Source organism: Pontibacter burrus (assembly GCF_010686685.1).
GTDB lineage: Bacteria > Bacteroidota > Bacteroidia > Cytophagales > Hymenobacteraceae > Pontibacter > Pontibacter burrus.
Window position 1 is genome coordinate 329,852 of the sequence record NZ_JAAGWD010000006.1, and the last position, 25,270, is coordinate 355,121.

Annotated in this window: 23 protein-coding genes; 9 read left to right on the forward strand and 14 right to left on the reverse strand. The window is 45.4% G+C overall.

The features are described from left to right. Positions 1-140: 140 nt before the first annotated feature. From guaA to GXP69_RS14990, 5 genes are all read left to right on the forward strand, one after another. The gene (gene guaA, locus GXP69_RS14970) at positions 141-1,670 is read left to right on the forward strand and encodes a glutamine-hydrolyzing GMP synthase (protein WP_163915881.1); all 1,530 of its coding nucleotides are present in this window, start codon (positions 141-143) and stop codon (positions 1,668-1,670) included. A 96-nt stretch (positions 1,671-1,766) separates the two neighbouring features. Then, positions 1,767-3,458 carry an ABC transporter substrate-binding protein gene (locus GXP69_RS14975; RefSeq protein WP_163915882.1) on the forward strand — a complete coding sequence of 564 codons (1,692 nt, stop codon included), beginning with the start codon at positions 1,767-1,769 and terminating at the stop codon, positions 3,456-3,458. A gap of 24 nt (positions 3,459-3,482) precedes the next feature. Further along, positions 3,483-4,778 carry a glutamate-1-semialdehyde 2,1-aminomutase gene (gene hemL / locus GXP69_RS14980; protein WP_163915883.1) on the forward strand — a complete coding sequence of 432 codons (1,296 nt, stop codon included), beginning with the start codon at positions 3,483-3,485 and terminating at the stop codon, positions 4,776-4,778. Positions 4,779-4,903: 125 nt separating this feature from the next. Next, positions 4,904-5,440: a dCTP deaminase gene (dcd, locus tag GXP69_RS14985; protein ID WP_163915884.1), complete on the forward strand. Its 537-nt coding sequence runs from the start codon at positions 4,904-4,906 to the stop codon at positions 5,438-5,440. A gap of 164 nt (positions 5,441-5,604) precedes the next feature. Then, positions 5,605-6,039, forward strand: coding sequence for a hypothetical protein (locus tag GXP69_RS14990; RefSeq protein WP_163915885.1), 435 nt, complete (start codon positions 5,605-5,607; stop codon positions 6,037-6,039). A gap of 71 nt (positions 6,040-6,110) precedes the next feature. Here GXP69_RS14990 and gldC read toward each other — a convergent pair whose 3' ends face one another. Beyond that, positions 6,111-6,455, reverse strand: a complete 345-nt coding sequence (gene gldC / locus GXP69_RS14995; RefSeq protein ID WP_163915886.1) for a gliding motility protein GldC — start codon at positions 6,453-6,455, stop codon at positions 6,111-6,113. A gap of 77 nt (positions 6,456-6,532) precedes the next feature. Between gldC and GXP69_RS15000 the strand changes: the two genes are divergently transcribed. Beyond that, positions 6,533-7,558 carry an endonuclease/exonuclease/phosphatase family protein gene (locus tag GXP69_RS15000; RefSeq protein WP_163915887.1) on the forward strand — a complete coding sequence of 342 codons (1,026 nt, stop codon included), beginning with the start codon at positions 6,533-6,535 and terminating at the stop codon, positions 7,556-7,558. A gap of 1 nt (position 7,559) precedes the next feature. On the opposite strand, the gene GXP69_RS15005 is transcribed toward GXP69_RS15000, so the two are convergent. The 7 genes from GXP69_RS15005 to GXP69_RS15035 form a co-directional block, all read right to left on the reverse strand. Continuing rightward, a complete protein-coding gene (locus GXP69_RS15005) occupies positions 7,560-8,885 on the reverse strand; it encodes a sensor histidine kinase (RefSeq protein ID WP_163915888.1) in 1,326 nt (441 codons plus the stop codon). A 211-nt stretch (positions 8,886-9,096) separates the two neighbouring features. Beyond that, entirely contained in the window at positions 9,097-10,221 is a 1,125-nt protein-coding gene (gene dnaN, locus GXP69_RS15010; protein ID WP_163915889.1) for a DNA polymerase III subunit beta, read from the reverse strand. A gap of 106 nt (positions 10,222-10,327) precedes the next feature. After that, positions 10,328-12,028 carry a gliding motility-associated ABC transporter substrate-binding protein GldG gene (gene gldG / locus GXP69_RS15015; RefSeq protein WP_163915890.1) on the reverse strand — a complete coding sequence of 567 codons (1,701 nt, stop codon included), beginning with the start codon at positions 12,026-12,028 and terminating at the stop codon, positions 10,328-10,330. Next, positions 12,022-12,750 carry a gliding motility-associated ABC transporter permease subunit GldF gene (gene gldF / locus GXP69_RS15020; protein ID WP_163915891.1) on the reverse strand — a complete coding sequence of 243 codons (729 nt, stop codon included), beginning with the start codon at positions 12,748-12,750 and terminating at the stop codon, positions 12,022-12,024. Before gldF ends, gldG begins: the two co-directional genes overlap by 7 nt. Before the next feature lie 99 nt (positions 12,751-12,849). After that, on the reverse strand, positions 12,850-13,761 hold the full coding sequence (gene gldA, locus GXP69_RS15025) for a gliding motility-associated ABC transporter ATP-binding subunit GldA (protein WP_163915892.1): 912 nt from the start codon (positions 13,759-13,761) through the stop codon (positions 12,850-12,852). Between the two features lie 145 nt (positions 13,762-13,906). Continuing rightward, positions 13,907-14,611, reverse strand: coding sequence for an SDR family oxidoreductase (locus GXP69_RS15030; protein ID WP_163915893.1), 705 nt, complete (start codon positions 14,609-14,611; stop codon positions 13,907-13,909). A gap of 159 nt (positions 14,612-14,770) precedes the next feature. Continuing rightward, on the reverse strand, positions 14,771-15,478 hold the full coding sequence (locus tag GXP69_RS15035; RefSeq protein WP_163915894.1) for an SDR family oxidoreductase: 708 nt from the start codon (positions 15,476-15,478) through the stop codon (positions 14,771-14,773). Between the two features lie 117 nt (positions 15,479-15,595). Between GXP69_RS15035 and GXP69_RS15040 the strand changes: the two genes are divergently transcribed. Continuing rightward, the gene (locus GXP69_RS15040) at positions 15,596-16,324 is read left to right on the forward strand and encodes an MlaE family ABC transporter permease (RefSeq protein ID WP_394367363.1); all 729 of its coding nucleotides are present in this window, start codon (positions 15,596-15,598) and stop codon (positions 16,322-16,324) included. An 11-nt stretch (positions 16,325-16,335) separates the two neighbouring features. Then, the gene (locus GXP69_RS15045) at positions 16,336-17,127 is read left to right on the forward strand and encodes an ABC transporter ATP-binding protein (protein WP_163915896.1); all 792 of its coding nucleotides are present in this window, start codon (positions 16,336-16,338) and stop codon (positions 17,125-17,127) included. An 83-nt stretch (positions 17,128-17,210) separates the two neighbouring features. Here GXP69_RS15045 and GXP69_RS15050 read toward each other — a convergent pair whose 3' ends face one another. The 4 genes from GXP69_RS15050 to GXP69_RS15065 all read right to left on the reverse strand — a co-directional run bounded on the left by GXP69_RS15050 (position 17,211) and on the right by GXP69_RS15065 (position 20,954). Further along, positions 17,211-18,512, reverse strand: coding sequence for a NupC/NupG family nucleoside CNT transporter (locus GXP69_RS15050; protein ID WP_163915897.1), 1,302 nt, complete (start codon positions 18,510-18,512; stop codon positions 17,211-17,213). Positions 18,513-18,610: 98 nt separating this feature from the next. Further along, positions 18,611-19,213, reverse strand: coding sequence for a bifunctional nuclease family protein (locus GXP69_RS15055; RefSeq protein ID WP_163915898.1), 603 nt, complete (start codon positions 19,211-19,213; stop codon positions 18,611-18,613). 17 nt (positions 19,214-19,230) lie between these two features. After that, positions 19,231-20,211, reverse strand: coding sequence for an electron transfer flavoprotein subunit alpha/FixB family protein (locus GXP69_RS15060; RefSeq protein ID WP_163915899.1), 981 nt, complete (start codon positions 20,209-20,211; stop codon positions 19,231-19,233). 2 nt (positions 20,212-20,213) lie between these two features. Continuing rightward, a complete protein-coding gene (locus GXP69_RS15065; RefSeq protein WP_163915900.1) occupies positions 20,214-20,954 on the reverse strand; it encodes an electron transfer flavoprotein subunit beta/FixA family protein in 741 nt (246 codons plus the stop codon). A 68-nt stretch (positions 20,955-21,022) separates the two neighbouring features. On the opposite strand from GXP69_RS15065, the gene GXP69_RS15070 reads away from it, so the two are divergent. Next, positions 21,023-21,355 carry a tetratricopeptide repeat protein gene (locus GXP69_RS15070; protein WP_163915901.1) on the forward strand — a complete coding sequence of 111 codons (333 nt, stop codon included), beginning with the start codon at positions 21,023-21,025 and terminating at the stop codon, positions 21,353-21,355. Between the two features lie 1,195 nt (positions 21,356-22,550). Here GXP69_RS15070 and GXP69_RS15075 read toward each other — a convergent pair. Both GXP69_RS15075 and GXP69_RS15080 read right to left on the reverse strand, forming a co-directional pair. Continuing rightward, complete coding sequence (locus GXP69_RS15075; RefSeq protein WP_163915902.1) at positions 22,551-22,847, reverse strand: antibiotic biosynthesis monooxygenase family protein; 297 nt, start codon at positions 22,845-22,847, stop codon at positions 22,551-22,553. 29 nt (positions 22,848-22,876) lie between these two features. Continuing rightward, complete coding sequence (locus GXP69_RS15080) at positions 22,877-25,114, reverse strand: ATP-binding protein (RefSeq protein WP_163915903.1); 2,238 nt, start codon at positions 25,112-25,114, stop codon at positions 22,877-22,879. Positions 25,115-25,270 lie beyond the last annotated feature (156 nt).

A 25,270-nucleotide genomic window follows, 5' to 3' on the forward strand; every position in this document is an offset into this window, starting at 1 on the left:
CTTAAGAGAGGGCTGGGGTGAGGTAAATTCAAATCCCCCTCCCCCATTCATAATTTATAATTTATAATTCATAACTCCCTCAAACCTCACTTATATTCAAAAGTATTGGTAAATACTGTAAAAGCGCCTTACCTTTGCGCATGCCAGAAAAAATTCTCATCCTCGACTTTGGCTCCCAATATACCCAGCTTATAGCAAGACGGGTTCGCGAGCTTAATGTATACTGTGAGATATACCCTTACAATAACGTTCCTGCCCTCACAGACGAAGTAAAAGGTGTTATATTATCAGGAAGCCCATGCTCCGTGCGGGACGCAGAACACCCAACTATAGACCTTGCTCAATACCTTGGTAAGTTGCCTGTACTTGGTGTATGCTATGGTGCACAGCTAATTGCCCACGAGAGCAACGGTGAAGTAACACCATCCACCATCCGCGAGTATGGCCGCGCCAGGTTATCGGAGCTGCATACGGCTAACCGCCTCATGAAAGAGCTCACGCCGGGTTCAGTAGTCTGGATGTCGCATGGCGATACGATAAAAGAGGTTCCGGATAATTTTGAGATTCTTGCCAGTACCGATACGGTTCGTGTAGCTGCTTACAAGCTCCGCGACCAGGAAACATATGGCATTCAGTTTCACCCAGAAGTAACCCACTCCGACGAAGGCAAAACCCTGCTCCGTAACTTTGTGGTACACATTTGCCGCTGCATGCAGGACTGGACTTCAGAACAATTTGTGGATGCTACTGTTGCTGAACTGAAACAACAACTGGGCAACGATAAAGTAGTACTAGGCTTATCTGGTGGTGTAGACTCCAGCGTGGCTGCCATGCTGATACATCATGCCATTGGCAAAAACCTGTACTGCATATTTGTAGATAACGGCCTGCTTCGCAAAGATGAGTTCGCAAACGTACTGGACTCTTACAAGCACATGGGCCTGAACGTAAAGGGTGTAGATGCCAAATCGAAGTTCTACGATGCTTTAGCTGGCTTAACTGACCCTGAAGCAAAACGCAAAGCCATTGGCCGCGTGTTCATCGAGGTTTTTGACGAAGAAGCACATAAGATTGAAGACGTGAAGTGGCTGGCGCAAGGCACCATTTACCCGGATGTGATTGAGTCATTGAGCGTAAAAGGCCCTTCAGCAACTATAAAATCGCACCACAACGTAGGTGGTCTCCCCGACTTCATGAAACTGAAGGTGGTTGAGCCGCTTAAGACGTTATTTAAAGACGAAGTTCGCCTGGTAGGTAAAACCCTTCACATCGACGATGCCATACTTGGACGTCATCCTTTCCCGGGTCCTGGCCTGGCTATTCGAATTTTAGGTGATATTACCCCGGAAAAGGTACAGATATTGCAGCAGGTGGATCATATCTTTATCAGCAACCTGAAAAAGTCTGGCTTGTATGACGAAGTATGGCAGGCCGGCGCTATCCTTACACCTGTACAATCGGTGGGTGTGATGGGCGATGAGCGTACCTATGAAAATGTAGTAGCACTGCGCGCAGTAACAAGTATCGATGGTATGACCGCCGACTGGAGCCGTTTACCGTATGAATTCCTGGCTGATGTTTCAAACGAGATCATCAACAAAGTAAAAGGCGTTAACCGCGTGGTATACGACATCAGCTCTAAGCCACCGGCAACTATAGAGTGGGAATAACTACTAATGAGTGAATTTTGAATGAGTGATTGGGTGAATAATATTCGGTATTAAAATTCACTCGGTCACTCATTCTCACATTCAAAACTGGAAAATATGAGCAACTTCTGTAAGAGTGTAGTTTTAGTGTTAGGGCTTTCGTTGGCGTCTCCGGTACTTGCCCAGCAAAACCAGGATGTTACCTACAGCAACGGTAAAATTCTGTTGCAGCAACAACGCTATGAGCAGGCCATGTCGGAATTTCTTCCGCTTACTTCTGCCGGCAATCCTTACGCCCCCGAAGCCTCCTATTTTTATTCTGTTGCAGCTTTTAAGGCTCAAAAATACAAAGAAGCGCAGCAAATGCTGCAACAGTTGAAAGCACAGCACCCTGACTGGGCACAGATGCCGGATGCTACTTACTTGCTGGCTAATGTCCTGTTTGAGTTGGGCAACTATAACGAAGCGCTTACGCAACTTCAGCAGTTAAACACTAGCCCGCTTGCCTCTGATGCTGCAGCATTAGAGCAACACTACCTGCGTCTCTTAACCGATAAAGCTGCTTTTGAGAAATTAGTACAGCGTTACCCCAACGACAAGATACTGGCCCAGGTGTATGCAGATAAACTGGTTAGTGGCTGGTACCGTCCGGAAGACAAAGCGACGCTGGAAAGACTGGTAGCTAAACATAACCTTGACAAGAACAGGTATTTAAATGCCGCCGCCCGTAATCAGCAAGGCGTAGATGTAGCCCTGCTCCTGCCCTTCCAGCTAAACCAGGCTCCAGGCCAGAACGCCCGCAAAAACCAGTTCATTAACGACCTGTATGCAGGCATACAATTAGCTCAGGACTCACTGGCTGCGCAGGGCCTTAAAGTTAACCTGTATACGTACGATGCCGGTACCGATACAACTATAGTTAACCGTATACTGAACCTGCCCGAGCTAAAGCAAATGGACTTGGTTATTGGCCCGGTTTATAAGAGCTCGGCACGTGTAGCCAGCCGTTTTGCCCGCGAAACAGGTATTCCGGTTATTAATCCATTGTCTCAGGACCTTGATCTGGCAGAAGAAGGCAGCAATGTTTATCTTTTTGAGTCTTCAGTAGCTACACAGGCGCGCCAGGCTGCAACGTATGCCTATAACACTTTCTCCCCAAAAACTGCAGTCATCCTTTTCGAGAATACAAAAGAGGATACCACTTTTGCTTATTTCTACAAAGAGCAGTTTAAGAAGTTGGGTGGCAAAGTAAAGAACTATAAGAAAATAAATCCTGCACAGGCAGCTGCCACAGCTAAAACGTTCAACGACCTTAACTTAACTGATGTAGGCCACATGGCAGTTTTTTCTGATAAGATGACTGCAGCAGTAAATGCAACCAGTAAAATACAAGCGACATCAGCCTCGCTCCCACTGATGACTTACTATAGTTGGCTTAACATAAACCAGATCTCTTTACGTCAGCTCGATAACCTGGAAGTATATTTTATCAGTCCGAAATTTATCGACCTTAGAACACCTGCCGTTAAAAGTTTCCGGCAGAAGTATATCAACCGCTACAATGTACCGCCTTCGGTGTATGCTTATGCCGGTTTCGAGATGCTGTACTTCTATGGCAGCCTGCTGCAGCAATATGGGTCTAACATTGCACAGGGCCTACAGGAAAATGGTGTTGGCAAAGGTGCGCTTTACCCTGCCGTAGGCTATACCAGCCGGGCCTCCCGCAATCACCTGCAGCCCGACAACCAGTTTGTACCGATCATTAAATTAGAGAACCTTCAACCTATAGTAGTAAACACGGTTTACTAATTATACTTAAAAAATAATTACCCGATGAAAACTGCACCAATCAGTGAAGAACTGTTTCAGCGCGCCCAGAATTTTATTCCTGGCGGCGTTAACTCTCCAGTTAGAGCTTTCAGAGCCGTAGGTGGAAACCCACGTTTTATAAAGTCTGCCAAAGGCGCTTATTTATATGATGAAGATGGTAACCGTTACATGGAGTTTATTAATTCCTGGGGACCAATGATCCTGGGCCATGCTTCCGAAATTGTACAGGAAGCAGTACAGCAGGCTATCCCAAATTCCCTTTCCTTCGGTGCTCCTACCCGCAAGGAAGTAGAAATTGCAGAGCTCATTATCAGCATGGTGCCAAGCATCGAGAAAGTGCGCATGGTGAACTCCGGTACTGAAGCTACTATGTCTGCTATACGGGTGGCGCGTGGCTATACCGGCCGCGATAAGATGATCAAATTTGAGGGCTGCTACCATGGCCACGGCGATTCTTTTTTGATTGCGGCAGGCAGTGGCGCCATAACGCTAGGTGTACCTGATAGCCCGGGCGTAACCAAAGGCACAGCAAACGATACGCTGACAGCTCCTTTTAACAACCTGCAGGCCGTGCAGGAGCTGGTAGATGCTAACAAAAACAACGTGGCAGCCATTATTCTGGAGCCCGTTGCCGGTAACATGGGCCTTGTGCAGCCAACACAGGAATTCCTGCAAGGCTTGCGTGATCTTTGCACCAAAGAAGGCATTGTACTGATCTTCGACGAAGTAATGACTGGTTTCAGACTTGCACAGGGCGGTGCACAGGAGCTGTTTGGTATTACGCCGGATATGACCACACTCGGAAAAATTATTGGTGGTGGTATGCCGGTAGGTGCTTATGGTGGCAAGAAAGAGATCATGGACTTTGTTGCTCCGGCCGGCCCGGTTTACCAGGCAGGTACTTTATCAGGTAACCCAATTGCCATGGCTGCCGGTATGGCCATGCTACAGCACCTGAAAAACAACCCGCAGGTATATACCCAATTGGCGGAAACTACAGGCCGCATGGTTGCCGGAATGAAACAGAACATGGAAAAGCTGGGGCTGAACTATACGGTAAACCAGTTAGGCTCTATGTTTACAATCTTCTTTACAAACAACCCCGTAACTGATTTTGATAGCGCCAAAACTTCTGACACAGCCCTATTCGGACGTTACTTTAACGAAATGCTGCAGCGTGGCATTTACCTGGCGCCATCACAGTACGAAGCTATGTTTGTTTCTACGGCCATTACCCCAGAAATGGTAGATGAATTTGTGCAGGCCAACTACGAAGCATTAAAGGCTATACACGCATAATAGAAGCGTCTTTTAACTATAAAATAGCGGCAGCACCACAAAATTGGGCTGCCGTTCTTTTTATACTTGGTGTGTATGCGCTTTATTCATTACTTTTACAATCAATTTTTTAGCCTGCACTTTCCATGATCCTAACAGATAAGCAAATTCTAGAAGAGATAGAAAAAGGAACTATCCTGATAGAACCATTCAGACGCTCAAGCCTCGGTACAAACTCTTACGATGTGCATCTTGGCCGTTACCTGGCCAATTACCGCGACGAAATACTGGATGCACGCCAGCACAATGAAATCGATGTTTTTGAGATACCGGAAGAAGGGATTGTGCTGCAACCAGGCACTTTATATTTAGGTGTTACTTTGGAGTATACCGAAACACATGCGCACGTTCCGTTCCTGGAGGGTAAGTCGAGTGTGGGCCGTTTGGGTATAGACATACATGCTACCGCAGGCAAAGGCGATGTTGGCTTCTGCAATACCTGGACCCTGGAAATCTCGGTTACACAGCCAGTGCGTGTTTACTATGGCATGCCAATTGGCCAGCTTATTTATTTTGAAGTGAAAGGCGGCATCGAAAACTATTATAACCTGAAAGAAAACGCGAAATATAATAACCGTACCATTACTCCTGTCGAATCGATGATGTGGCGTAATAACTGGTAACTTTTTTCGTTAAAACTGCATATAAAGGGCTATTCTGTTACAGGGATAGCCTTTTTGGCATAATTCCTGCACTATACAGATCATAAGAAATCATCTGGTATCAGGGAATTATTTTCATCACCGGTTGGTTGTAGAAAAGTAAAACAGGAAAAAGGAAAACAACTATGAAAAGCTTATTGGTAACATTGTGCGCTTGCTTAGGTCTCATCTTCACAGCTGCAGCCGACGGAAACGAGAAATCTATAACTGTAGAAAACAGAGCCAACAACCTTTCAGATCAAATGATTCGCGAGTTACGCCTGAACAATTATCAGTCTAATAAAGTGCGTGAGATAAATCTGGACGTAGTTGCAAAAATGATGGCTGTAGAAACTCAGTATGCAGGTAACCAGGAGCTGATTGATCAGAAATGCAAAGCTATCTGCGCTGAGCGTGATGTAAAACTGGAGAATGTTCTGAGCACTGTGCAGTACAACGACTACTTCGGAGACCGCAAATACTATAGCAATTATGATAAGGAGTTTGTGGCAAAAGGCGGACAGCCAGCTGACAACTCAATCGCCAGTGCAACAACCGGCGAAACTACTGCAGTAAACTAATCTATACCAGTCTATAAAATCAAAAAAGGCCGCTATTTCTAGCGGCCTTTTTGATTTTATAGTTCGGCAGACTACTGCTGGATATTCTTCTGACGCTCTGCTTCTACGTGGTTCATTAGTTCCTCGCAAAGCGCGCGCATTTTCTGAGCCATTACGTTATCACTGGTAGCCGTAGCAATGCTTTGGGCCATAGCGCCAATCGTATCAATGTAAAAATATTTCATTTCATCTACAGGCATATCTTTCGTCCACAGGTCAATTTTCATAGTGCCTGCTTCGTCGCGGTCCCATAACGAAATGTTGATTGCCTTTGCAAAATGGATCTTTTCGCCTGCATCAGTTGCACGCCAGCTAATGGCTTCAGGTATCTTCTGGTCGTCTAAAGCAATGCTAAAATATATTTCTGACTTCTTCATTTCTTTAAAATTTAAACTTTATAGTATCTGCCTCTCGTAATATGCCTGAATGCATATATTTTCTACAAAGTTAAGCGATGCGCCACGGAATAAAAATTCTCTTTACGCTTTTTACCCTTCTTACCCTTGCAGGCTGTGCCCGTATACTCCCGACCAAGGAAAAAACCTATACAGTAGGCTTTTATAACCTCGAAAAACTATACGATGCACAGGACAACCCCTATAACAGCGCTTATAATCCGGATGGAGAACTGCAGTGGAACAGCATCCGGTACGAGCATAAACTTAAGAACCTGAGTCAAGCTATAGCTACAATAGGCGGGAAAGACGGGCCGGCTATTCTCGGAGTAACCGAGGTGGAAAATGCCCAGGTACTGCAGTCTCTTCTGAATCAACCACTACTCCGGAAAAAGAAATATCGGTTTATTCATTTTGAGTCGGATGACAGACTGGGGCTGGAAGTAGCTTTGATCTATAACCCTAAAAACTTTAAGCCACTAGCTCAGAAAGCTGTAAAAATTGATTTCCCGCAGCGGAATTTCAAAGGCAAGGATATATTGCAGGTTAAAGGAGAACTGGAAGGGCAACAAGTAACCCTGTACATAAACCACTGGCCTGCAAACTATGGCAATGCAGCGCAGGGCACACGCAATCGTCGTGCAGCGGCTAGCACACTCCGACGGCTTATAGATGCGGACCTGAAACAGAATCAGGACGCTAACATTTTGGTAATTGGTGATTTTGACGAAGAACCTAACTCGCCGGTATTGCAACAGGTGCTACAGGCTAACGGAAGACCAAATCCAAACTATAAAACTGAGCTGTTCAATACGTTTTATATAAACTATGTGCAGGGGCTAGGCAGTTACCATAGGCGCGGCAATTTTATGATGCTGGACCAGGTCCTTGTATCCAAAGCCTTGCTGGACCAACAGGGACTTGAATATGTACATGGCTCCGCTCAGATATACGCCCCGGAGTTTCTTAAATACACGTTTGGCAAGTATAAAAACACACCCCGGACTACCTACAACGGCACTACTTATATAGGTGGTTACTCCGATCACTTCCCGGTTTACATAAAACTTAAGAAAGTGCGCTGACCTAATTATTGCAAAGCGGCAGTGCAATATTAAAAGTGGTACCGTTATCTGCGCTTTCTACATTTATAGTTCCTTTATGCTGCTGCACCAGTGTGTTGGCAATACTTAGCCCCAACCCTACTGATTTCTCTCCGCGCAGGCCCTTGCGAGATGCCTTAGAGAAAGCACTGAATAAATGTGGCTTCAGGTGTTGTGGTATGCCAATGCCATTATCAGAGATGCTCAGCAACGCTTCACGATCTGTCTGGGAAATACCGATGTTGATCTGACCGTGTTCATCCGTAAACTTAATAGCATTCGATATAAGGTTATCCATTACACGCCTGAACTTTTCGGGATTGAGGTTTACATATAACGGAGCATTTGAACCTCTTATAGTTAGTTGGCGGGTTTCTTTCAGGCGAATGTTCCATTCTTCAGAAAGCGATACTATAAACTCGCAAAGTTCGGTTTTCTGAAGCGGATATTCATCTTCCTGCTCATAGCGTGCCATCACCAAAAGGTCATTAATTGTATCTTCAGAACTCTGGCAGCTTTTCAGGATCATGTCGTAGAACTTTTGCCTATCAGCTAGGCTCAGTTCGCGCGTTTGCATAAGTTTTACAAGCGCCTGTATATTGTTAAATGGAGTCCGCAAATCATGTGCTACTACGCCGAGAATAGCAGTTTTCGCCTTATTAGCTTCTTGTAGTGCGTGCTTCTGTTTTTTTATGAGCTGTAGCTGCATAAAATGATTCGCTCTGAATGTATAGTTCAAACGGCTAAGCAGGAAAAAGAAAATCAGGATAAAGACAGAGCCCGTTTGGTTAGTGATCTGCTGTGCCTCCGAAAGATCAAGAAACTGTACTCCTATCGCAAAAGTGAGCTCAATAAGCACTGATAGCAGCAGCAACTCCTTCAATTCCAGCACTACCAGCATACCAACCAGCATCAGGCCCATCAGATACATGGTCATGTTATTTACCGGGTTACCCTGGTAAGCTACCGACATCAGCAGGCAGGTTATGGCAAAAATGTAACTATAGCCCAGGCAGGCCCAACGGTATAGTTTAGAATCGGGGGATATTTTTTTGCGTTTTAGCCACCAGAGCGTTGCCAATACAGCCATAGAACTCATGGCATAACTATAGTAGGCCACCCGGTAAAGGCCTGCACCTCTGATTTTATGCTCATATGGTACCAGCTCGTTACTAACAACTACAATAAGGGCAATAGCCAGCCATACACGGGCTACTATAGTGGTGCTTCTGTTATTTTGTAGCTGATAACTGGATCTGAATCCGGCTGCAGCGGCGGCAGGAACAGACCTGAATAAATACAACTTCATCTGGAAGTAGAGGGCTAAAAGTATTAACTACAAATGTAGAAACAAGTCAGAATATAATAAGCTGTACTAGAAAGATACTTGTTTAATTTATAGTTATACTTTCCAGATAACCAGTATTTTATAGCTAACTACAGTTAGATACTGAATACGATATAAAAACAGAAGGCGGGCTTTGAGGCCCGCCTTCTGCGCGTTAGGAGAAATATAGTTCTTATACGTAATTGTTCAGCATTACAGGCATTACCAGCATCAAAACATTTTCGTTGTCTTCGTTGGCAAGTGGCATTAGCAAACCAGCTCTGTTTGGCGTAGACAGTTCGAATGTGATCTCGTCAGAATCGATGTTATTCAGCATCTCGATCAGGAACTTGGCATTGAAACCGATTTCCATGTCTTCGCCGTCGTACTGACAAGCTAAACGCTCATTCGCCTCATTTGAGAAATCAAGGTCTTCAGCAGATACCTGAAGTTCAGAGCCAGATAGTTTCAGGCGAATCTGGTGCGTTGTTTTATTTGAGTAGATAGAGATACGCTTAACAGAGCTTAACAGCGACTGACGCTCAATGATCAGCTTGTTAGGGTTCTGCACCGGGATAACGTTCTCATAATCCGGATAGCGCTCATCAATCAGGCGGCAGATCATGCGGATGTTATCGAAGCTGAAGAAAGCATTTGAGTTATTGAACTCCATGCGTACTGCAGTAGCCTCGGTTGGCAGTGTAGACTTCAGCAGCGTGAAAGCCTTACGCGGAATAATCAGCGATGCTTCCTGGCTTGTAGCCACATCCATACGGCGGTAGCGCAGCAGGCGGTGACCATCAGTTGCAACAAACGTAACGTTATCAGAACGCAGCTGCACAAAAATACCTGTCATAGCCGGACGAAGCTCGTCGTTGCTGACAGCAAAAATCGTTTTATTGATTGCGCGTGAAAGTACATTAGAAGGAATCTCGATCGCGTTACCACCTGTTACAACAGGCACACGCGGGAAATCAGTAGCGTTCTCGCCAGACAGCTTGTAGCGGCCGTTTGATGAGCTGATCTCGATCGTATAAGTTTCTTCGTCGATGGTAAAGGTTACCGGCTGGTCTGGCAGGTTCTTCAGGGTATCCAACAGAATTTTAGCAGGAGCGGCAATACGGCCATTCTCTCTTGCTTCAACAGGCAGCTCTGTGATCATGGATGTCTCCAGGTCGCTGGCTGTTATAGTTAGTGTGCTGTCGCTGATCTCGAAGAGAAAGTTCTCAAGGATTGGCACTACCGGGTTGTTGGTTACCACCCCATTTATGCTGGCTAACTGCTTAAGCAGCGCAGATGAAGAAACTATAAATTTCATTCTATATCCCTATAATGTTATTCAGGCAAAGTTAAAAATATTTCGGATTTATACTAAGCTCAACAGCAAAGGTTTTTCAGGTTTTTGGCTGTTTTATGCTGATTTTTTAAAACTTTTCATAACGCCGTTTGCGCAGGTAGTAACGGGTTACGCCAAACAGGGCCAGCAACGCGATCGGGACTACCAGGTTCAGTACCTGCCAATAAGTTTTCTCTTCCTGTACACGCACTCTGTCTAGCGGTCGCAGCTTTATTTCCTTGCTCCGTACGTTAATCAATCCTTCCGAATCGAGCAGGTAATGAATGGTGTTCATGGCCAGTTCTTTGTTGGCAAATTTAATGTTGTTAAAACGGTCGAAGCCCAGTTCATAGGCTTGCCCTGTTCTGGGGTTCACATCATTGCGGATCAGGTCGCCATCAGAGAAAACAGCAATCTGGGTAGGTACCCCCTGTTCTTTAACCGTAGTATTGGCAACTCCGGCAGGTGCACGACGGTTCCGGAAAAGAGACGTAAATGTACCTTCCAGCAAATAACCCACCGGTTGCTCTCCTGCCTGGTACTGCTCCGGATTAACATCCATGCGGGCTTCTTCCAGGGTAAGCGGTACAGGAGCCTGCATAATGCGTGAGTATCGTGACGTGTACAGCAATGGAGTTTTAATCACCCCTGTAGCTTTCACAGTATCTATAGTTCCGATGAACTTGCTGTACACGGCATCCAGGTTGCGCGTGATCGGGTGCTTGCTAAACTTGTTAAGAAGCGGATAAAAACGCCAGTTGATCATCTCGGTTGATGGTCTGCCGCCTGTATAGCCCGTTACCAACGGAATAAAGCCCGAGTTTAGGTCCATGATCAGTGTCGGGTTCAGGCGCACGCCATACCGGAAAAACAGGTCGTCCAGGTTATGGTTATAAGGCATCGCAAAGGTGCCGCCTCTGCCCAGGCTATCCAGGTTCGCATCCAGGGCATCAACAAAAAACACAGCTTTGCCCCCATTCATTAAGAACTGGTCTATTTTGTATTTATCTGCATCAGAGTAAGGCTGAGTAGGTTTTGCAACGATAATCAGGTCAAGGCCTTCAAGGGATGGTATTTCGTTTAGGTTACCCATCGCTACGCGGTAATATTGCTGCAATGAGCCTAACAAGTCTGTTACCTGCTGAAATTCAAGTTCTCCCTGGCCAGTAATGTAACCTATAGTTTTACTACCCTGGAAAGCTATTTTACGAATTCCGGCAGCCAGTTCATACTCCACTCCTTCTACCGACTGGTTCAAACGTTCGTCTGGTGTTGCAGCAAGATTGCCTTTCAAAAAGTTAACAGCTGTTTCTTTGCCATTATACCGGATAATTGCTCCCGGAAATACAAGACGCTCTACTTGTTTACCTTCTTCGGTGGCACGCAGGTTGGTCGGCTGTATGCCTTTTTGGCCCAGTTGCTGCATAAATTCGGTGCGCTTCTTTTCGTCGGTAATAGAGTTAGGGTCAAAATATGTATACCGCACATTGCCATCAGCATAAATTCGGAATTCATCCAGCGTTTCACGAGCCGACTGCTGTAGCCGCTTAAAGCCAGACGGAAAATCGCCTTCCAGGTAAACTTCCACAAATACTTCACCCGGCAGTTCACCCAGCATCTGTTTTGTTACCGGAGAGATGGAGTAACGCTTATCTTCGGTCAGATCTATCCTGAAAAAATAGTTGTAAACCAGCATGTTAACCATAACCAACGAAACTATAGCTAAAAGATAGCGGGTGATATCGCGGCGGCGTTTGCTTGTAGGTTTTTTCGTTTCCTGCGTTACCATTTTCTGCTGCTTAATACAAGTTTGGTAGATAAGATCATGATCGTGATCACGGACAGGAAATAGAGCACATCGCGCGAATCGATCAGGCCTTTGCTGATGGCATCGTAATGATATGAAATACCCAATTGGCTGATGCCATAACTATAACTTGCCAGTGCCGGAATAGAAGCCAGCAGATCGAAGCCTGTATAGATGATATAGCACATAAACAGCGCCACTATAAACGAGATGATCTGATTACTGGAGATAGACGATGCAAACACGCCGATGGCACAGAAAACACCGGCAAGAAAGATCAACCCAAGATAAGAGCCAACAACAGCAGCAGAGTCGACGTTGCCCTGTGGATTGCCTAAGTCATATACCGTATAGTAATATAGCAGTGTTGGCACCAGCGCAAATAAGGCCAGCAACAGCGCAGCAAAAAACTTCCCAAGTATAAGTTGCAGATCAGTAATGGGCTTAGTCAGCAGCAGTTCTATAGTTCCTTCACGTTTCTCCTCAGCAAACGTGCGCATGGTAATGGCTGGTATCAGAAACAGGAAAAGCCACGGAGCCATCGAGAAAAGTGTCTGCATATCGGCAAAGCCGTACGTCAGCACGCTGCTATCCGGAAACACCCATGTAAACATGCCGGTCGCTACCAGAAACACCGCAATCACCATGTAAGCGATCAGCGAGTTCAGGAAGCCGTTAAATTCTTTTTTAAGTATGGATAACATTCTGTTATAATTATGAATGCTGAATTATGAATTAGAAATGGATGATAAACTATTGATATCCCACCATCTCATTCATAATTCATAATTTATAATTCATCATTATTTAGTAAGCTGTTGGAAAATGTGTTCGAGTGAGTTTTCTTCCTGGCGCAGGCCTACAAGTGGCCAGTTATGTTCGGCTGCAATCCGGAATACGGAAGATCTGATATCGGCATCCTGACGCGAGGTAATGCGGTATGTATTGCTTTGTACCTGTCCCACGTTAGTAACTCCGGCTATAGTTTGCAGCAAGTCAATCTGAATAGGGTGCTCAAACTCGACTATAGTTGTTTTCTCTCCCCTGCTACCCGCCTGTAAGCTCGCCACATCACTGTTTGCTACCAGTTTGCCACGGTTAATAATCACCACGCGGTCGCAGATGGCGGCCACTTCCTGCATAATATGTGTCGAGAAGATCACCGTTTTATCCTGTCCAATACGCTTGATGAGCGAGCGAATCTCTACGATCTGGTTAGGGTCAAGACCTGTAGTTGGTTCATCCAGGATCAGTACCTGCGGGTCGTGGACCAGTGCTTGTGCTAAGCCAACTCGTTGCCGGTACCCCTTCGATAAGGCACCTATTTTCTTACCCTGCTCCAACGTAAGCCCGCACAGCTCCACCATCTCCTGCACACGGGCCTTGGCTGCTTTGCCTTTTATACCATAAACAGATGCCACAAACTCCAGGTACTCGTGCACATACATATCCAGGTAAAGCGGGTTATGTTCCGGCAAATACCCCACCATGCGGCGCACAGCAATCGGGTCCTGCTCCACATCATAGCCGTTCACAACTATAGTTCCGGCTGATGGCGGCAGGTAACAGGTAGCGATCTTCATGGTAGTGGATTTGCCGGCACCGTTAGGGCCCAGAAAACCAAGTATCTGCCCCTGCTCCACTGTAAACGAAATATCATCTACAGCGCGCTGTTCCCCGAAGATTTTGGTAAGGTTCTTTACTTCTACAGACATTCTTTAATGATTAATGAGTAATAAGTAATGCCTAATTATAGTTTATAGTTGAGCCATTATTCATCACTCATTATTAAGTATTCATTAATATTTCAGTCCAAAATTAACAAAATCCTGGCTTCCTGTACATCACTAAATCTTAGTTCTACTTCTGAATTCTGCCTTTCGGCATCAGCGGGCGTACTTCAATTTCTACATGGTGGTAGTTTGCGTGCGACTCCAGGGCATGAACTATAGTTGAGGCAATGTCTTCAGGGCGCATCATGTTCTCGCGGCTGGTTATATTCTCGAAATTGTCAAAGAAATTGGTGTTAACCGATCCCGGGAAAATACAGGTAACTTTAACGCCATAGTTGCGCACTTCTTTGTAAAGAGATTGTGAAATACCGCGCACCGCATACTTACTACCGCAATACCCCGACATGCCTTCTATACCGGTTGTTCCGGCTATAGAGGAGATATTGATGATGTGGCCTTCGCCTAACTCTTTCATGCCAGGCAGCACAAGACGCGAACAGTAGAATACGCCATTCACGTTTGTTTCAAACATCGTAAGCCAGTCTTCTATTGATTGTTCGTCCAGGTAACCGCCAATACCAAGGCCGGCATTATTTACCAGCACCGATACATGAACGCCTAGCTGCGAAATGGTTTGATCAAACGCACGTTGCACCGACTCTGGGTAGCGAACATCGCATTCAAAAAAGTGGAAATTCTCGTGCTTAAGCTCCGGAGCGTTTCTTCCCCAACCCGCAACTATAGCACCTTTATCCAATAGCGCCTCCACAGTAGACAATCCAATTCCTTTGCTCACACCGGTTACCACGGCTATCTTCCCTTTTAATTCCATAGTTATATGTATTTAATTGCTGAATGGTTGATGGATAAATTGTTGTTTCTTTTGTAGTGTAAGTTGCAAAGCATTGCGTCTCTACCTATCACAACTTTCTAACTTCAAAACTTTCTAACTTTTACCTTCTTTAACTCCTAAACTCTTTAACTCCCAAACTTACAAGTCTCCCAATTGCGGGCGAATAAGTATTTCCTCCACTACGCTGTTCTCTGACATGGTATAGGCACCCCAGATTGCGTTTGCCACATCTTCAGACTTCATGAAGCGTTCTGCAGGCAAATCCACACCTTCCCAGCTTGCGGTTAACGTAGCTCCGGGCAGCAACGCTGTAACTTTAACGTTATGTTCCTTTGTCTCCTCGCGAAGTACTTTGGTCATGCCGTACAGTGCAAATTTAGAGATGCAGTACGAGCCACCGTTTATGTAAGGAGTGATACTTGCCGTAGAGCACAAGTTAAAGATATGCCCGCTGCGGCGCTTGATCATGTCCTTGGCAAAGGCTTTTGAAATATAATAAGCACTGTACAGGTTTGTATGGATCATGAACGGCAGCGCGTCATCGTCTTCTTCCGTAATCTTGCCGGGCACAAACAGGCCGCTGTTGTTCACTACTACATCTACCTGCACATTCAGGCCCTGAACATATTTTATAAAGTCATTGATTGACTTTATATCACTCAGATCAGCCTGCTGGTAAAACACTTTTGTAAAAGTATAGGCCTGTTCTATATCTAACTTCAACTTTTGCAGGTCATTTTCGTTTCGGGAGCAGGTGATAATGTGGAACCCTTCTTTAGCAAAAAGTTCTACTACCGCCCTTCCTATACCTTTGGTACCGCCTGTAACCAGTATGTAACGTTGCATGCAGAAATATATTTAATTTTATATGTTTAGCTATTACACGCGTAAGATAGGTATTTATAGCGTAAATTTGATTTAAACAAGTACAAACCACCAAGTTCAGACATCGCACACCCTATGCTGGAGCATTTCGGAAAATATCTCATATTCCTGGGTAGCCTGGTTACCCGCATCGAATCGCCGCGCATATTGTTTAACAGAACGATAGACGAAGCCATATTAATAGGTATAAACTCCATTTTTATAGTTGGTATTGTATCTACGTTTATTGGCGCCGTAACCTGCGTTCAGGTTTCATATAACCTGACCAATGCGCTTATTCCCCGCTCTACCATCGGGTTTATGGTACGCGAAATGACCATTCTGGAGCTGGCCCCAACTATAACTTCCATAGTACTGGCAGGCAAAGTGGGCTCAAACATTGCCAGCGGCTTGGGCACTATGCAGATAACCGAGCAGGTAGATGCCCTGGAAGTAATGGGTATAAACTCTGAGAACTACCTGGTGCTGCCTAAAATTATTGCAGCCTTGTTCGTTTTCCCGATGCTGGTGATTCTGGCCATGTTCCTGTCTATTGCAGGAGGCTATATAGCCGGTACATTAACAAATGCCCTTACAGCCCAGGAGTATATTACGGGTATACGCGATGCATTTGTACCTTATAACATCCTTTTCGCACTGATAAAATCAGTTGTGTTTGCCTTCCTGATTTCCTCCATCTCTTCGTTTAAGGGGTATAATACCTCGGGAGGTGCACTGGAAGTGGGCGCGGCCAGTACTGCAGCAGTTACCAACAGTGTAATTGCCGTTTTGATAGCCGACTACGTGTGTGCCCAGTTACTCCTATAGTTTAAATTACAATGATTGAAATACATAACATACATAAAACCTTCGGCGATAAAAAAGTGCTGGACGGCGTAAGCGGCGTATTTGAGACGGGCAAAACCAACCTGTTGCTTGGCGCCAGTGGCACTGGTAAAAGTGTGCTGCTGAAGTGCATCGTAGGCCTGGTAAAACCAGACATCGGAAGCGTTACATTTGACGGCACTTACTTCACAAACAACAAACTAGACATACGGCAGGAGATCCGCCGCAAAATAGGAATGCTGTTTCAGGGGTCTGCCCTCTTCGACTCCATGAACGTGCAGCAAAACGTCGAATTTCCGCTTAAAATGCTGACACCTGACATGACCAAAAGTGACAGGATGGATCGTGTAAACTTCTGCCTGAAACGTGTTGGCCTGGAGGGTTCGAATAAAAAGATGCCATCTGAACTGAGCGGCGGTATGAAAAAACGTGTTGGCATTGCCCGTGCCATAGCGCCTAATTGTACCTACCTTTTCTGCGACGAACCCAACTCCGGTCTCGATCCGCTTACAGCTATCAAAATTGACGAACTGATAAAGGAGATTACCGTTGAGTACAACATCACAACTATAGTTGTAACCCACGACATGAACTCTGTGATCGAAATTGGTGACCGGATTATGTTCCTTTACCAGGGTAAAAAACTATGGGAAGGTACCCGCGATGACATCATGGACTCTGATGTAAAAGAGCTGAATGAGTTTATTTTTGCCAACCGACTGATGCGCGACGCAAAGAAAGTGGAAGAGGAAGAAGAGCAGGCCGAAAATAACAACAAGCAGTAACGAAACTATAGTTTGCCTATAAAAGCGAAAGGCTTCCGGGTTTATCGGAAGCCTTTCGCTTTTATAGTTATAAGGGTTGTTTACTATACAGAGAACAGCATACCTGCTACAGTAGCCGACATCATACATGCAATAGAAGCACCTAAAAGGGCACGTAAACCTAACTTAGAGATATTACCTTGCTGGCTTGGGGCCATACCACCAATACCACCTACCTGAATGGCAATGGAGCTGAAGTTAGAGAATCCGCACAGGGCATATGTTGCCATAATAATAGATTTTGTAGTAAGCGTTCCTTCGTTTTTCATATTGGCCAAGTCCAGATAAGCCACAAACTCGTTGATGGCTGTTTTCTGCCCCAGCAAGCTACCAACCTGCAGCGTATCCACCCACGGAACCCCCATTATGAAGGCGAATATCCTGAAGATCTGGCCCAGAATATACTGCATCGAGAAACCATCGAAATGGCCGCTGGTACTAGCAACAACAAGCTCGTTCAGCCCTGTAACAGCACCAAATTTCATCAGCACATAGTTCAGCAAACCGATTACGGCAATAAAGGCAAGCAACATACCACCAACGTTGGCAGCTAGTTTCAAACCATCGGCAGCACCTCGTGATACGGCATCAATAATGTTAACGCCAATTTGCTCAGGGTTTACTTCAAGCTTGGTGTTGATTTTATCTTCTTCAGTTTCCGGAACAAGCATTTTAGCCAGTACAATACCTGCCGGCGCGTTCATGATGGAAGCAGTAAGCAGGTGAGCGGCAAAAACTGCCTGTTGAGCAGGGTCGCTTCCACCCAAAAAGGAAACATATGCAGCCAATACGCCACCCGCAAGCGTAGCCATACCACCAGTCATCAAACACATCAGCTCAGAGCGCGTCATGTGCGGTATGAACGGACGAACAAGGAGTGGTGCTTCGGTCTGCCCCATAAAGATGTTACCTGCAGCAGAAAGGCTTTCAGCTCCTGACAGGCGCATGCCCTTCGACATTACCCAGGCAATACCATAAACGATCTTCTGCAGCACGCCCATATAATATAAACCAGACGATACAGCCGAGAAGAAAATAATGGTAGGTAGTACGTTAAAGGCAAAAATAAACCCGATACCTGCGTTTTGAGCCGGGTCGGCAAGGTTGCCAAACAGGAATCTGGCACCCTCGTTAGAGAAGCTGAGCAGCTTTACAAAGGCCCGGCTAACAAAGGCGAAGCCATCTGCTACCAGTGGTACTTTGGTTACAAGAATTCCGAACAGTAACTGGAGAAATACACCGTAAATAACAATTTTCCAGTTTATGGATTTCCTGCTGGTTGAGAACAGGTAACCAATTGATAACAGAACTACGAGGCCTATTATCCCTCTAAAAATATCGAACATAGAATGGCTAAAAATTTGCCAAAAGTAAGGCTAATAAGTTATAAAAAAAAGTCCTGCACCAACAGGCACAGGACTTTTAGCTTATCTTTTAAATATACTTAATTGCGTTTATTCAACTCGTCACGAATTTTGGCTGCTTTCTCATAGTCCTCTTTCTCAAGGGCTTCGTTCAGCATTTTGTTCAGTTCATCAACCGAGGTCTGGTGAAGTGACTCTTTCGTTGTGCTGCCGGAGCCGGAAGTTTTAACAGTAGCCGAATCTTCTGCAGTCTCTTCCTCCTCTTCTTCCAGATCACTTAAAATAATGCCTGCTTCTGATAGTACGCTCTCCACGGTATAGATTGGGACGCCAAAACGTAACCCAATAGCGATGGCATCTGACGGACGTGCATCCAGTTCAAATTCCTTATCGCCATCGGTGCACATAATCTTGGAGTAGAAAACACCTTCTTTCAGATCGGATATCAAAACTTCGGTAATGCTTACATTTACCTGCTCAGCAAACGACTTAAATAGGTCGTGTGTAAGCGGTCGGTTTGGATTTATCTTCTCGATCTGGATCGCGATTGATTGTGCCTCAAACATACCGATAATGATCGGCAGCCTTCTGTTACCATCTCTCTCACCTAGCACAAGTGCAAACGATCCCGTCTGCGACTGGCTGGAAGAGAGCCCGAGTATCTCTAATTGAATTTTTTTCACAATTAAGCCTTCTTAGTCTATTTGTCCAGGGCTTTGGCAGCCTCTATTAATTTAGGAACTACGTCAAAAGCATCGCCAACGATGCCATAATCTGCAGCTTTGAAGAATGGAGCTTCAGGATCCTTGTTAATAACGACAATAACTTTAGAAGAGTTAACACCGGCTAAATGCTGGATAGCACCCGAAATACCAATAGCAATGTACAGGTTAGGGCTCACTGCAATACCTGTCTGGCCAACGTGCTCATGATGCGGTCTCCAGTCAAGGTCAGCAACTGGCTTAGAGCAGGCTGTGGCAGCACCAAGTGCTTTTGCCAGATCCTCTACTAAATGCCAGTTCTCTGGTCCTTTCAGACCACGACCACCTGATACTACGATTTCAGCTTCAGTCAGTAATACACCGCCGCTGGTATCCTGCATAATGGTTTCTTTCGGAGCAGCTACAAATTCAGCGTCGGTCAGGTCAGCAGAAAATTTCTCTACAGTTGCTGCGCCGCTGCCAGCGTTTGCTATTTCCAGAGCATTCTTCTTAACTGCGATAATCTTTACATCAGAAGTAAGGGCTACATCAGCAAATGCTTTACCTGAGAATACGCTGCGTGTAACTATAAACTGACCGCCATCTGTTTTAGGCAGTGTAGTTACGTTAGTTGCCAGCGAGCCATTTAAGCGCACAGCCAGTTTAGAACCTACTGCAGCACCAATGTTAGAGTTAGAGAACACCAGTACTTTCGCGTTTTCCTGCTGGGCAGCTTTTGCTATTACTTTTACATAAGCATCGGCCACAAACTGGTTCAGGCGGCTGTCAGCATCATATAAAACTTTGCTGATTCCTTGCTCACCAAGTTTAGCAAGCGCATCTTCGTGCACCTCGCCGATGGCTACTGCGGTAGCTGTTGTACCAAGCTGTTGTGCAACTTGGTAGCCGTAAGTGGCTGCTTCTAACGACGACTTTTTGATCTCGCCGTTAAATCCTTCTACAAATACTAATACAGACATAGTTATAGTACTTTAGCTTCGTTTCTTAATAATGAGATTAATTCACCGGCATTTTCTGCGTCGATCATTTTCACGCCGCTTTTTTTCTCCGGCTTGCTGTAGCTCACGTAATCAGCTTTAGCTTCGCCAGCTACTGGTTCTACAACCTGCAAAGGTTTTGTACGGGCTGTCATGATACCGCGCATGTTCGGGATGCGTGGCTCCGACATTGGCTGCTGCGCGCTGGCTACAAATGGCAGTTTTACTTCTACCACTTCTTTACCACCCTCTATCTCGCGCTCTAAACGGGCCGTCGAATCATCAACTAAGTCCAGTTTAAAAGCTGGCGTGATTGATGGAATGCCCAGCATCTCGCCTACCATGTTATGTACCTGGAAGCCATTGTAGTCAATAGACTCTTTGCCCATCAGGATGATATCGTAGTTGTTCTGCTTTGCTATAGCAGCAATCTGCTGTGCTACAAAGTAGGCATCTTTCGGATGTGCATTTACACGGATCGCATCGTCGGCGCCGATTGCTAGTGCTTTACGGATATTTGGTTCAGCATCTGCTTCCCCTACGTTCAGAACTGTAACCGTTCCACCTTTAGCTTCTTTCAATTCAATGGCGCGAGTAAGTGCGTATTCATCCCAAGGGTTGATCACGAACTGTACACCGTTCTTGTCGAACGACTTGTTATCGCCGGAAAAATTGATCTTGGAAGTAGTATCCGGAACGTTACTGATGCAAACTAATATTTTCATATGATAAAATAGTTAGCTTATTAAAAGTTAAATTTGTCGCGAAGTTAGTAAAATATAGCCAAATCGAAATGTCGCAAGATAGAATAACACAGCTTCATAAATTCCTTGAAGAAGACCCGAATGATCCTTTCACGATCTATGCCTTAGCTATGGAATATCGCCCCATAGATAAGGATAAAGCACTTGCTTACTACACGCAACTCCTGACCGAGCATGAGCGCTACGTGGGTACGTATTACCACGCCGCTAAGCTGTACGAAGAGTTGGGACAAAACGACGAAGCAGAACGCATCTATAAAAAAGGAATGCTGATCAGCAGGCAGGAAGGAAACCTGCACGCCTTCTCAGAATTGCAGCAAGCGTACAACAAGCTGATGGGCCTTGATTATGAAGATGACTAGACTGCCGGCTGCATGAACCAAAAATAGTATGCATGCAGCATATTTCCAAACTATACTTATATAACTTGTATAAGCTGGTTTTGTTACGTTTAAAGTCTAAGCTGCTGTCTGCCTTACAAATTTTGAATCTGGCAGCGTTGGTTTTTGCTATTACTCGGAAACTATAGTGGGGATTCAGCTTTCCAGGGTATTAGCCGAAGAATGAGTTGACGAATAGGGTAACTATGAGGGATTGCAGAGTACTTAAAGTTTCTCTTATGTCATTTCGATCAACGTAAGAAATCTATCGCGAACTATAGTTATTCCTTTGTCATGTCGAGCGAAGTCGAGACATCTTATAAGTTCTATAGTTGGAGAAGACCTCACAGTGTGCGCAGCTCCTGTGAGCGTCTAATGCTATAGTAACCTCTTATCCTGGGAGCTCTACTTCCCTATCGTTTCATCTCTTGCTTTGGTGCGCTCACGGCCGCGGGGGCCCGTCTTTGGGCATCGCGCTGCTGCCTTCTTGCTACCCTCGCTGCGCTCGTGTTGCCTGACGGCACCGCAACAAGTCAAAGGCGCTCAACCCAAAGACTGTGATCTTTCGATAGTCAAACTATAGTTTGTAAGCTGCTATAGTTGCATCGCCTTTCCGTGGTGGTAGCTCCGTGGGGCAGGCTGCACCTGCCTGTTCGTGGTCTGAAACTATAAAACTATAGTTCGAACTGTAGCAGTAGTTGAGGTCCCCTTTGAAGGGGGATGACCAACGGTAACTATAGCACTATAGCCCAACTATAGCTACAACCGAAATTCCCCTCTTGGGAGGGGTTGGGGTGGGTTAATTGCAAACTATCAAACTATAGCAGAACCTATTGCTATGGCAGCAATAGTCCCCTTAAGGACAAGTGAGAACGGGAGTTCGAAATTTGTGAGCATAGCTCACAGGGTGTTAAATTAGTAGCTATGAAATTATGCCCAAACTATAGCGATATCCCCAATCCTGAAAATCTTAAAATCCTGCAAATCCTGATTCAGACAATTTCCTGTCCCTATAGAGCCAATTGAGTCAGGAGACTGGCGCCAGCGAACTTGTTTAGCAACTATAGAAACGGTCAGAATTCGGCAACTATAGCACAATAGCCTAACCTATAGCAAGTAACAAAAACTATAAAACCAAAGGAGCAGCCTTTACAAGCCGCTCCTTTGGTTTTATAGTTTATCCGCAAACGTGCTCCAGGAATCTTACTTTCGTACTGCCGGGCACCAACTTTAAGCCTTTCGGAATACCATGGTGCGAGTCTTTGTAGTGATTGGCAAACCAAACTTTGTAGCTGTCTTCGTCAGTCCAGTAAGTCATCAGCCAGATCTCATTTTCGTTTTCTTGGGGGTACATGACCTCCAGCTTCAGGAAACCTTTTTCATTATCAACCAGGTGTGGTCTGCTTTTAAAGGCTTCTCTCACTTCGGCAGCCATATCATTGGCGATGGTAAACGTACTAAGCGCAATAAACATAATGTTGTATTTCTAAATTAATCTTACAATTATTTGGCTACAGGCAGACTAACTATAAAAGTCGTGCCCTTATCCGGAGCGCTCGCAACGTTTATAGCTCCGCCTAATGCCTCAATCTGCATTTTGGTCAGGTACAGCCCAAGCCCTTTGGCCTCTTTATTTCGGTGAAAGGTTGCGTACATTGCAAAAAGCCGGCCACCGACTTTATCCAGGTTCATTCCCAATCCATTATCCGATACCTGCAACCATATGGTGTCACGCTCCTGCCACGTGCTTACCTGCACAACAGGTGCGCGCTCCGGCGACCGGTATTTAAGCGCATTGGATAACAGATTGTGCAGGATGCTTTCCATGTAAACCTTGGGAGCTGTAATGGTAGTTACTGCCAGATCGGTGGTAAATGTAGCATTCGTCTGCAGGATAAGTGGTTTCATTGTCTGCAGTTCTTTCTCAATAATTTCTTGCAGATCTATCTGTTGCCATTCTAACCCTAGCTCCGATTCGCTTTTCAATATCAGGTTAAGATCATCTATAGTTGCAGCCATGTTCCGGATCATGGTTTGCATCATCTCTATAATATCTGTGCGGTGGGCTACTTCACCTTTTGTAGTGTAAAGGTTACAAAGCCCTTGCATGTTACTGAGCGGTGAGCGCAGGTTATGCGAAATTATATGCGCAAACTCCTCCAACCGTTTGTTTTTTGAACTCAGTGCGTTGGTGGTCTTTTTCAGTTCGTTATTAAGCCCGGTTAAAGCATCTGTCTGGTTCTTCAGTAAGACCGACACCATATCCTTTAAAAGGTGCTGCGTAATTTCTTCTTCGTTCACAGACCAAGGCTGCGATTTACCTTTCACCAATTCGGTCCATTTATTAAAAGACTTGCGCGGATAAATGCGTACACTGTCAGTAACTACAGGTTTTTCGGGATTACCGGCCCAGATGCGGGATTCCTGTATCTCCGGTTTGAAGTACAAAATATAATCTCTCTTGAATTTAGAGATCTCTAGTACCAGCAAGCCGCTTGCCTGACTGATGTACGCAGCCGCAGCCGGGTAAAGAGCTGCCAACGCTCTGGTGCTGAATACCCTGCTCTGTACATTTTCTGTAATCCATTGCAACAGGTCCTGTAACTGCTCGTGTGTTGGCGTAATACCCTTGGTATACAGTTGGTTATCAAGGTAGAGGGCGGCACCGGTGGCTTCTGTAAGGTGCAATAGGTTCAGGTCTTCAGAGAAAAGGCCTTCGCTTATACTTCCGCTTTTAAGAACCTGTCGCAGCAGTTGTTCCTCCTGTTGTTTTTTGTGTTCCAGTAAACTAACATCGCGCATTTCCTGCTTCGAGATAAGCGCATTGGCATAGGCCTGCGCCACATTCCGGCAAAGTTGTCTTCGCCAGTAATTTATGAACACAGGAGTTTGGTGCTGACACGCTATAATACCCCATAGTTTACCTTTCATCTGCACCGAAATAGAAAGTGTTGCCTGCACATCCATATTTCGCAGGTACTCCAGGTGAATCTCGGAAGGGTTACGCAACTCCGACTCGATGATGTTGGAAGGTTTACCTGTGGTTGGATTGATATAAGGCACAATGTTTACAGCGGTACCTGCAGCATTGGCAATCTGTCTGATCGGTTTAAGCGCCAGCAATGCACGTGCCTGGGCAGGAATATCAGTTGCCGGAAAGTGATGATACAGGTAAGAGTGAATGCCGGGCTTAACTTTTTCAGCAATTACTTCGCCGTTCCAGTTTTCATCAAAACGGTAGAGCATTACCCGGTCATAGTCGAGCAGGCGCTGCACAAAGTCTACTACTAACTGAGATTGTATTTCAGGAGAATCAGCCGCCTCAAGGTCGATCTGCAGTTTGGAATAGGTGCTGATCACTTCCAGGCGCTTTTCATCATTTGTGCCGTGTTCAAATGACTCACACTCCAGTACCAGGCTCCCCTCAGACAGATGCAAAAAGGCAAAAAACTTACGTCCCTGCAGTTGCAGAATATGAGCATACTGAGAATTGTTGTTGCCAAGTAGTAACAGCAGCGAATCGTATTCATTGCCGGTAGTTATGCTTTCAAGGGTTTTACCGGTCAGTGCTTTAGCATCGGCATCCAGAAACTGGTGGATGTTATCGCTTGCCTGCTCTACTTCGAGCGTGTGCCTGTTTAAGATGATTAAGAAACCGTGTGGTTGTATTCGGCCGATAATATGGATAGGCTCATTATCGCAATTAGAAAGATCAACGCTCAGGTTGGGATAGTTCTGCATACTTAACTGATAGATTTACCGCAGCTACCGGCAATTAAAGAGATTTTAATGCGTAATTACAGGCATGTACGGAACAGCAGCTACAACCCACCTTATAAAGTGATACCACAGCTTGAGGGCGCCAAGACCTTAGAAAAGCGTAATTTACTAATTCCC

Bases quoted from the DNA above. Each gene is read 5' to 3' on its own strand.
- guaA (WP_163915881.1), top strand. From the start codon at position 141: ATGCCAGAAAAAATTCTCATCCTCGACTTTGGCTCCCAATATACCCAG.
- GXP69_RS14975 (WP_163915882.1), top strand. From the start codon at position 1,767: ATGAGCAACTTCTGTAAGAGTGTAGTTTTAGTGTTAGGGCTTTCGTTG.
- hemL (WP_163915883.1), top strand. From the start codon at position 3,483: ATGAAAACTGCACCAATCAGTGAAGAACTGTTTCAGCGCGCCCAGAAT.
- dcd (WP_163915884.1), top strand. From the start codon at position 4,904: ATGATCCTAACAGATAAGCAAATTCTAGAAGAGATAGAAAAAGGAACT.
- GXP69_RS14990 (WP_163915885.1), top strand. From the start codon at position 5,605: ATGAAAAGCTTATTGGTAACATTGTGCGCTTGCTTAGGTCTCATCTTC.
- gldC (WP_163915886.1), bottom strand. From the start codon at position 6,455: ATGAAGAAGTCAGAAATATATTTTAGCATTGCTTTAGACGACCAGAAG.
- GXP69_RS15000 (WP_163915887.1), top strand. From the start codon at position 6,533: ATGCGCCACGGAATAAAAATTCTCTTTACGCTTTTTACCCTTCTTACC.
- GXP69_RS15005 (WP_163915888.1), bottom strand. From the start codon at position 8,885: ATGAAGTTGTATTTATTCAGGTCTGTTCCTGCCGCCGCTGCAGCCGGA.
- dnaN (WP_163915889.1), bottom strand. From the start codon at position 10,221: ATGAAATTTATAGTTTCTTCATCTGCGCTGCTTAAGCAGTTAGCCAGC.
- gldG (WP_163915890.1), bottom strand. From the start codon at position 12,028: ATGGTAACGCAGGAAACGAAAAAACCTACAAGCAAACGCCGCCGCGAT.
- gldF (WP_163915891.1), bottom strand. From the start codon at position 12,750: ATGTTATCCATACTTAAAAAAGAATTTAACGGCTTCCTGAACTCGCTG.
- gldA (WP_163915892.1), bottom strand. From the start codon at position 13,761: ATGTCTGTAGAAGTAAAGAACCTTACCAAAATCTTCGGGGAACAGCGC.
- GXP69_RS15030 (WP_163915893.1), bottom strand. From the start codon at position 14,611: ATGGAATTAAAAGGGAAGATAGCCGTGGTAACCGGTGTGAGCAAAGGA.
- GXP69_RS15035 (WP_163915894.1), bottom strand. From the start codon at position 15,478: ATGCAACGTTACATACTGGTTACAGGCGGTACCAAAGGTATAGGAAGG.
- GXP69_RS15045 (WP_163915896.1), top strand. From the start codon at position 16,336: ATGATTGAAATACATAACATACATAAAACCTTCGGCGATAAAAAAGTG.
- GXP69_RS15050 (WP_163915897.1), bottom strand. From the start codon at position 18,512: ATGTTCGATATTTTTAGAGGGATAATAGGCCTCGTAGTTCTGTTATCA.
- GXP69_RS15060 (WP_163915899.1), bottom strand. From the start codon at position 20,211: ATGTCTGTATTAGTATTTGTAGAAGGATTTAACGGCGAGATCAAAAAG.
- GXP69_RS15065 (WP_163915900.1), bottom strand. From the start codon at position 20,954: ATGAAAATATTAGTTTGCATCAGTAACGTTCCGGATACTACTTCCAAG.
- GXP69_RS15070 (WP_163915901.1), top strand. From the start codon at position 21,023: ATGTCGCAAGATAGAATAACACAGCTTCATAAATTCCTTGAAGAAGAC.
- GXP69_RS15075 (WP_163915902.1), bottom strand. From the start codon at position 22,847: ATGTTTATTGCGCTTAGTACGTTTACCATCGCCAATGATATGGCTGCC.
- GXP69_RS15080 (WP_163915903.1), bottom strand. From the start codon at position 25,114: ATGCAGAACTATCCCAACCTGAGCGTTGATCTTTCTAATTGCGATAAT.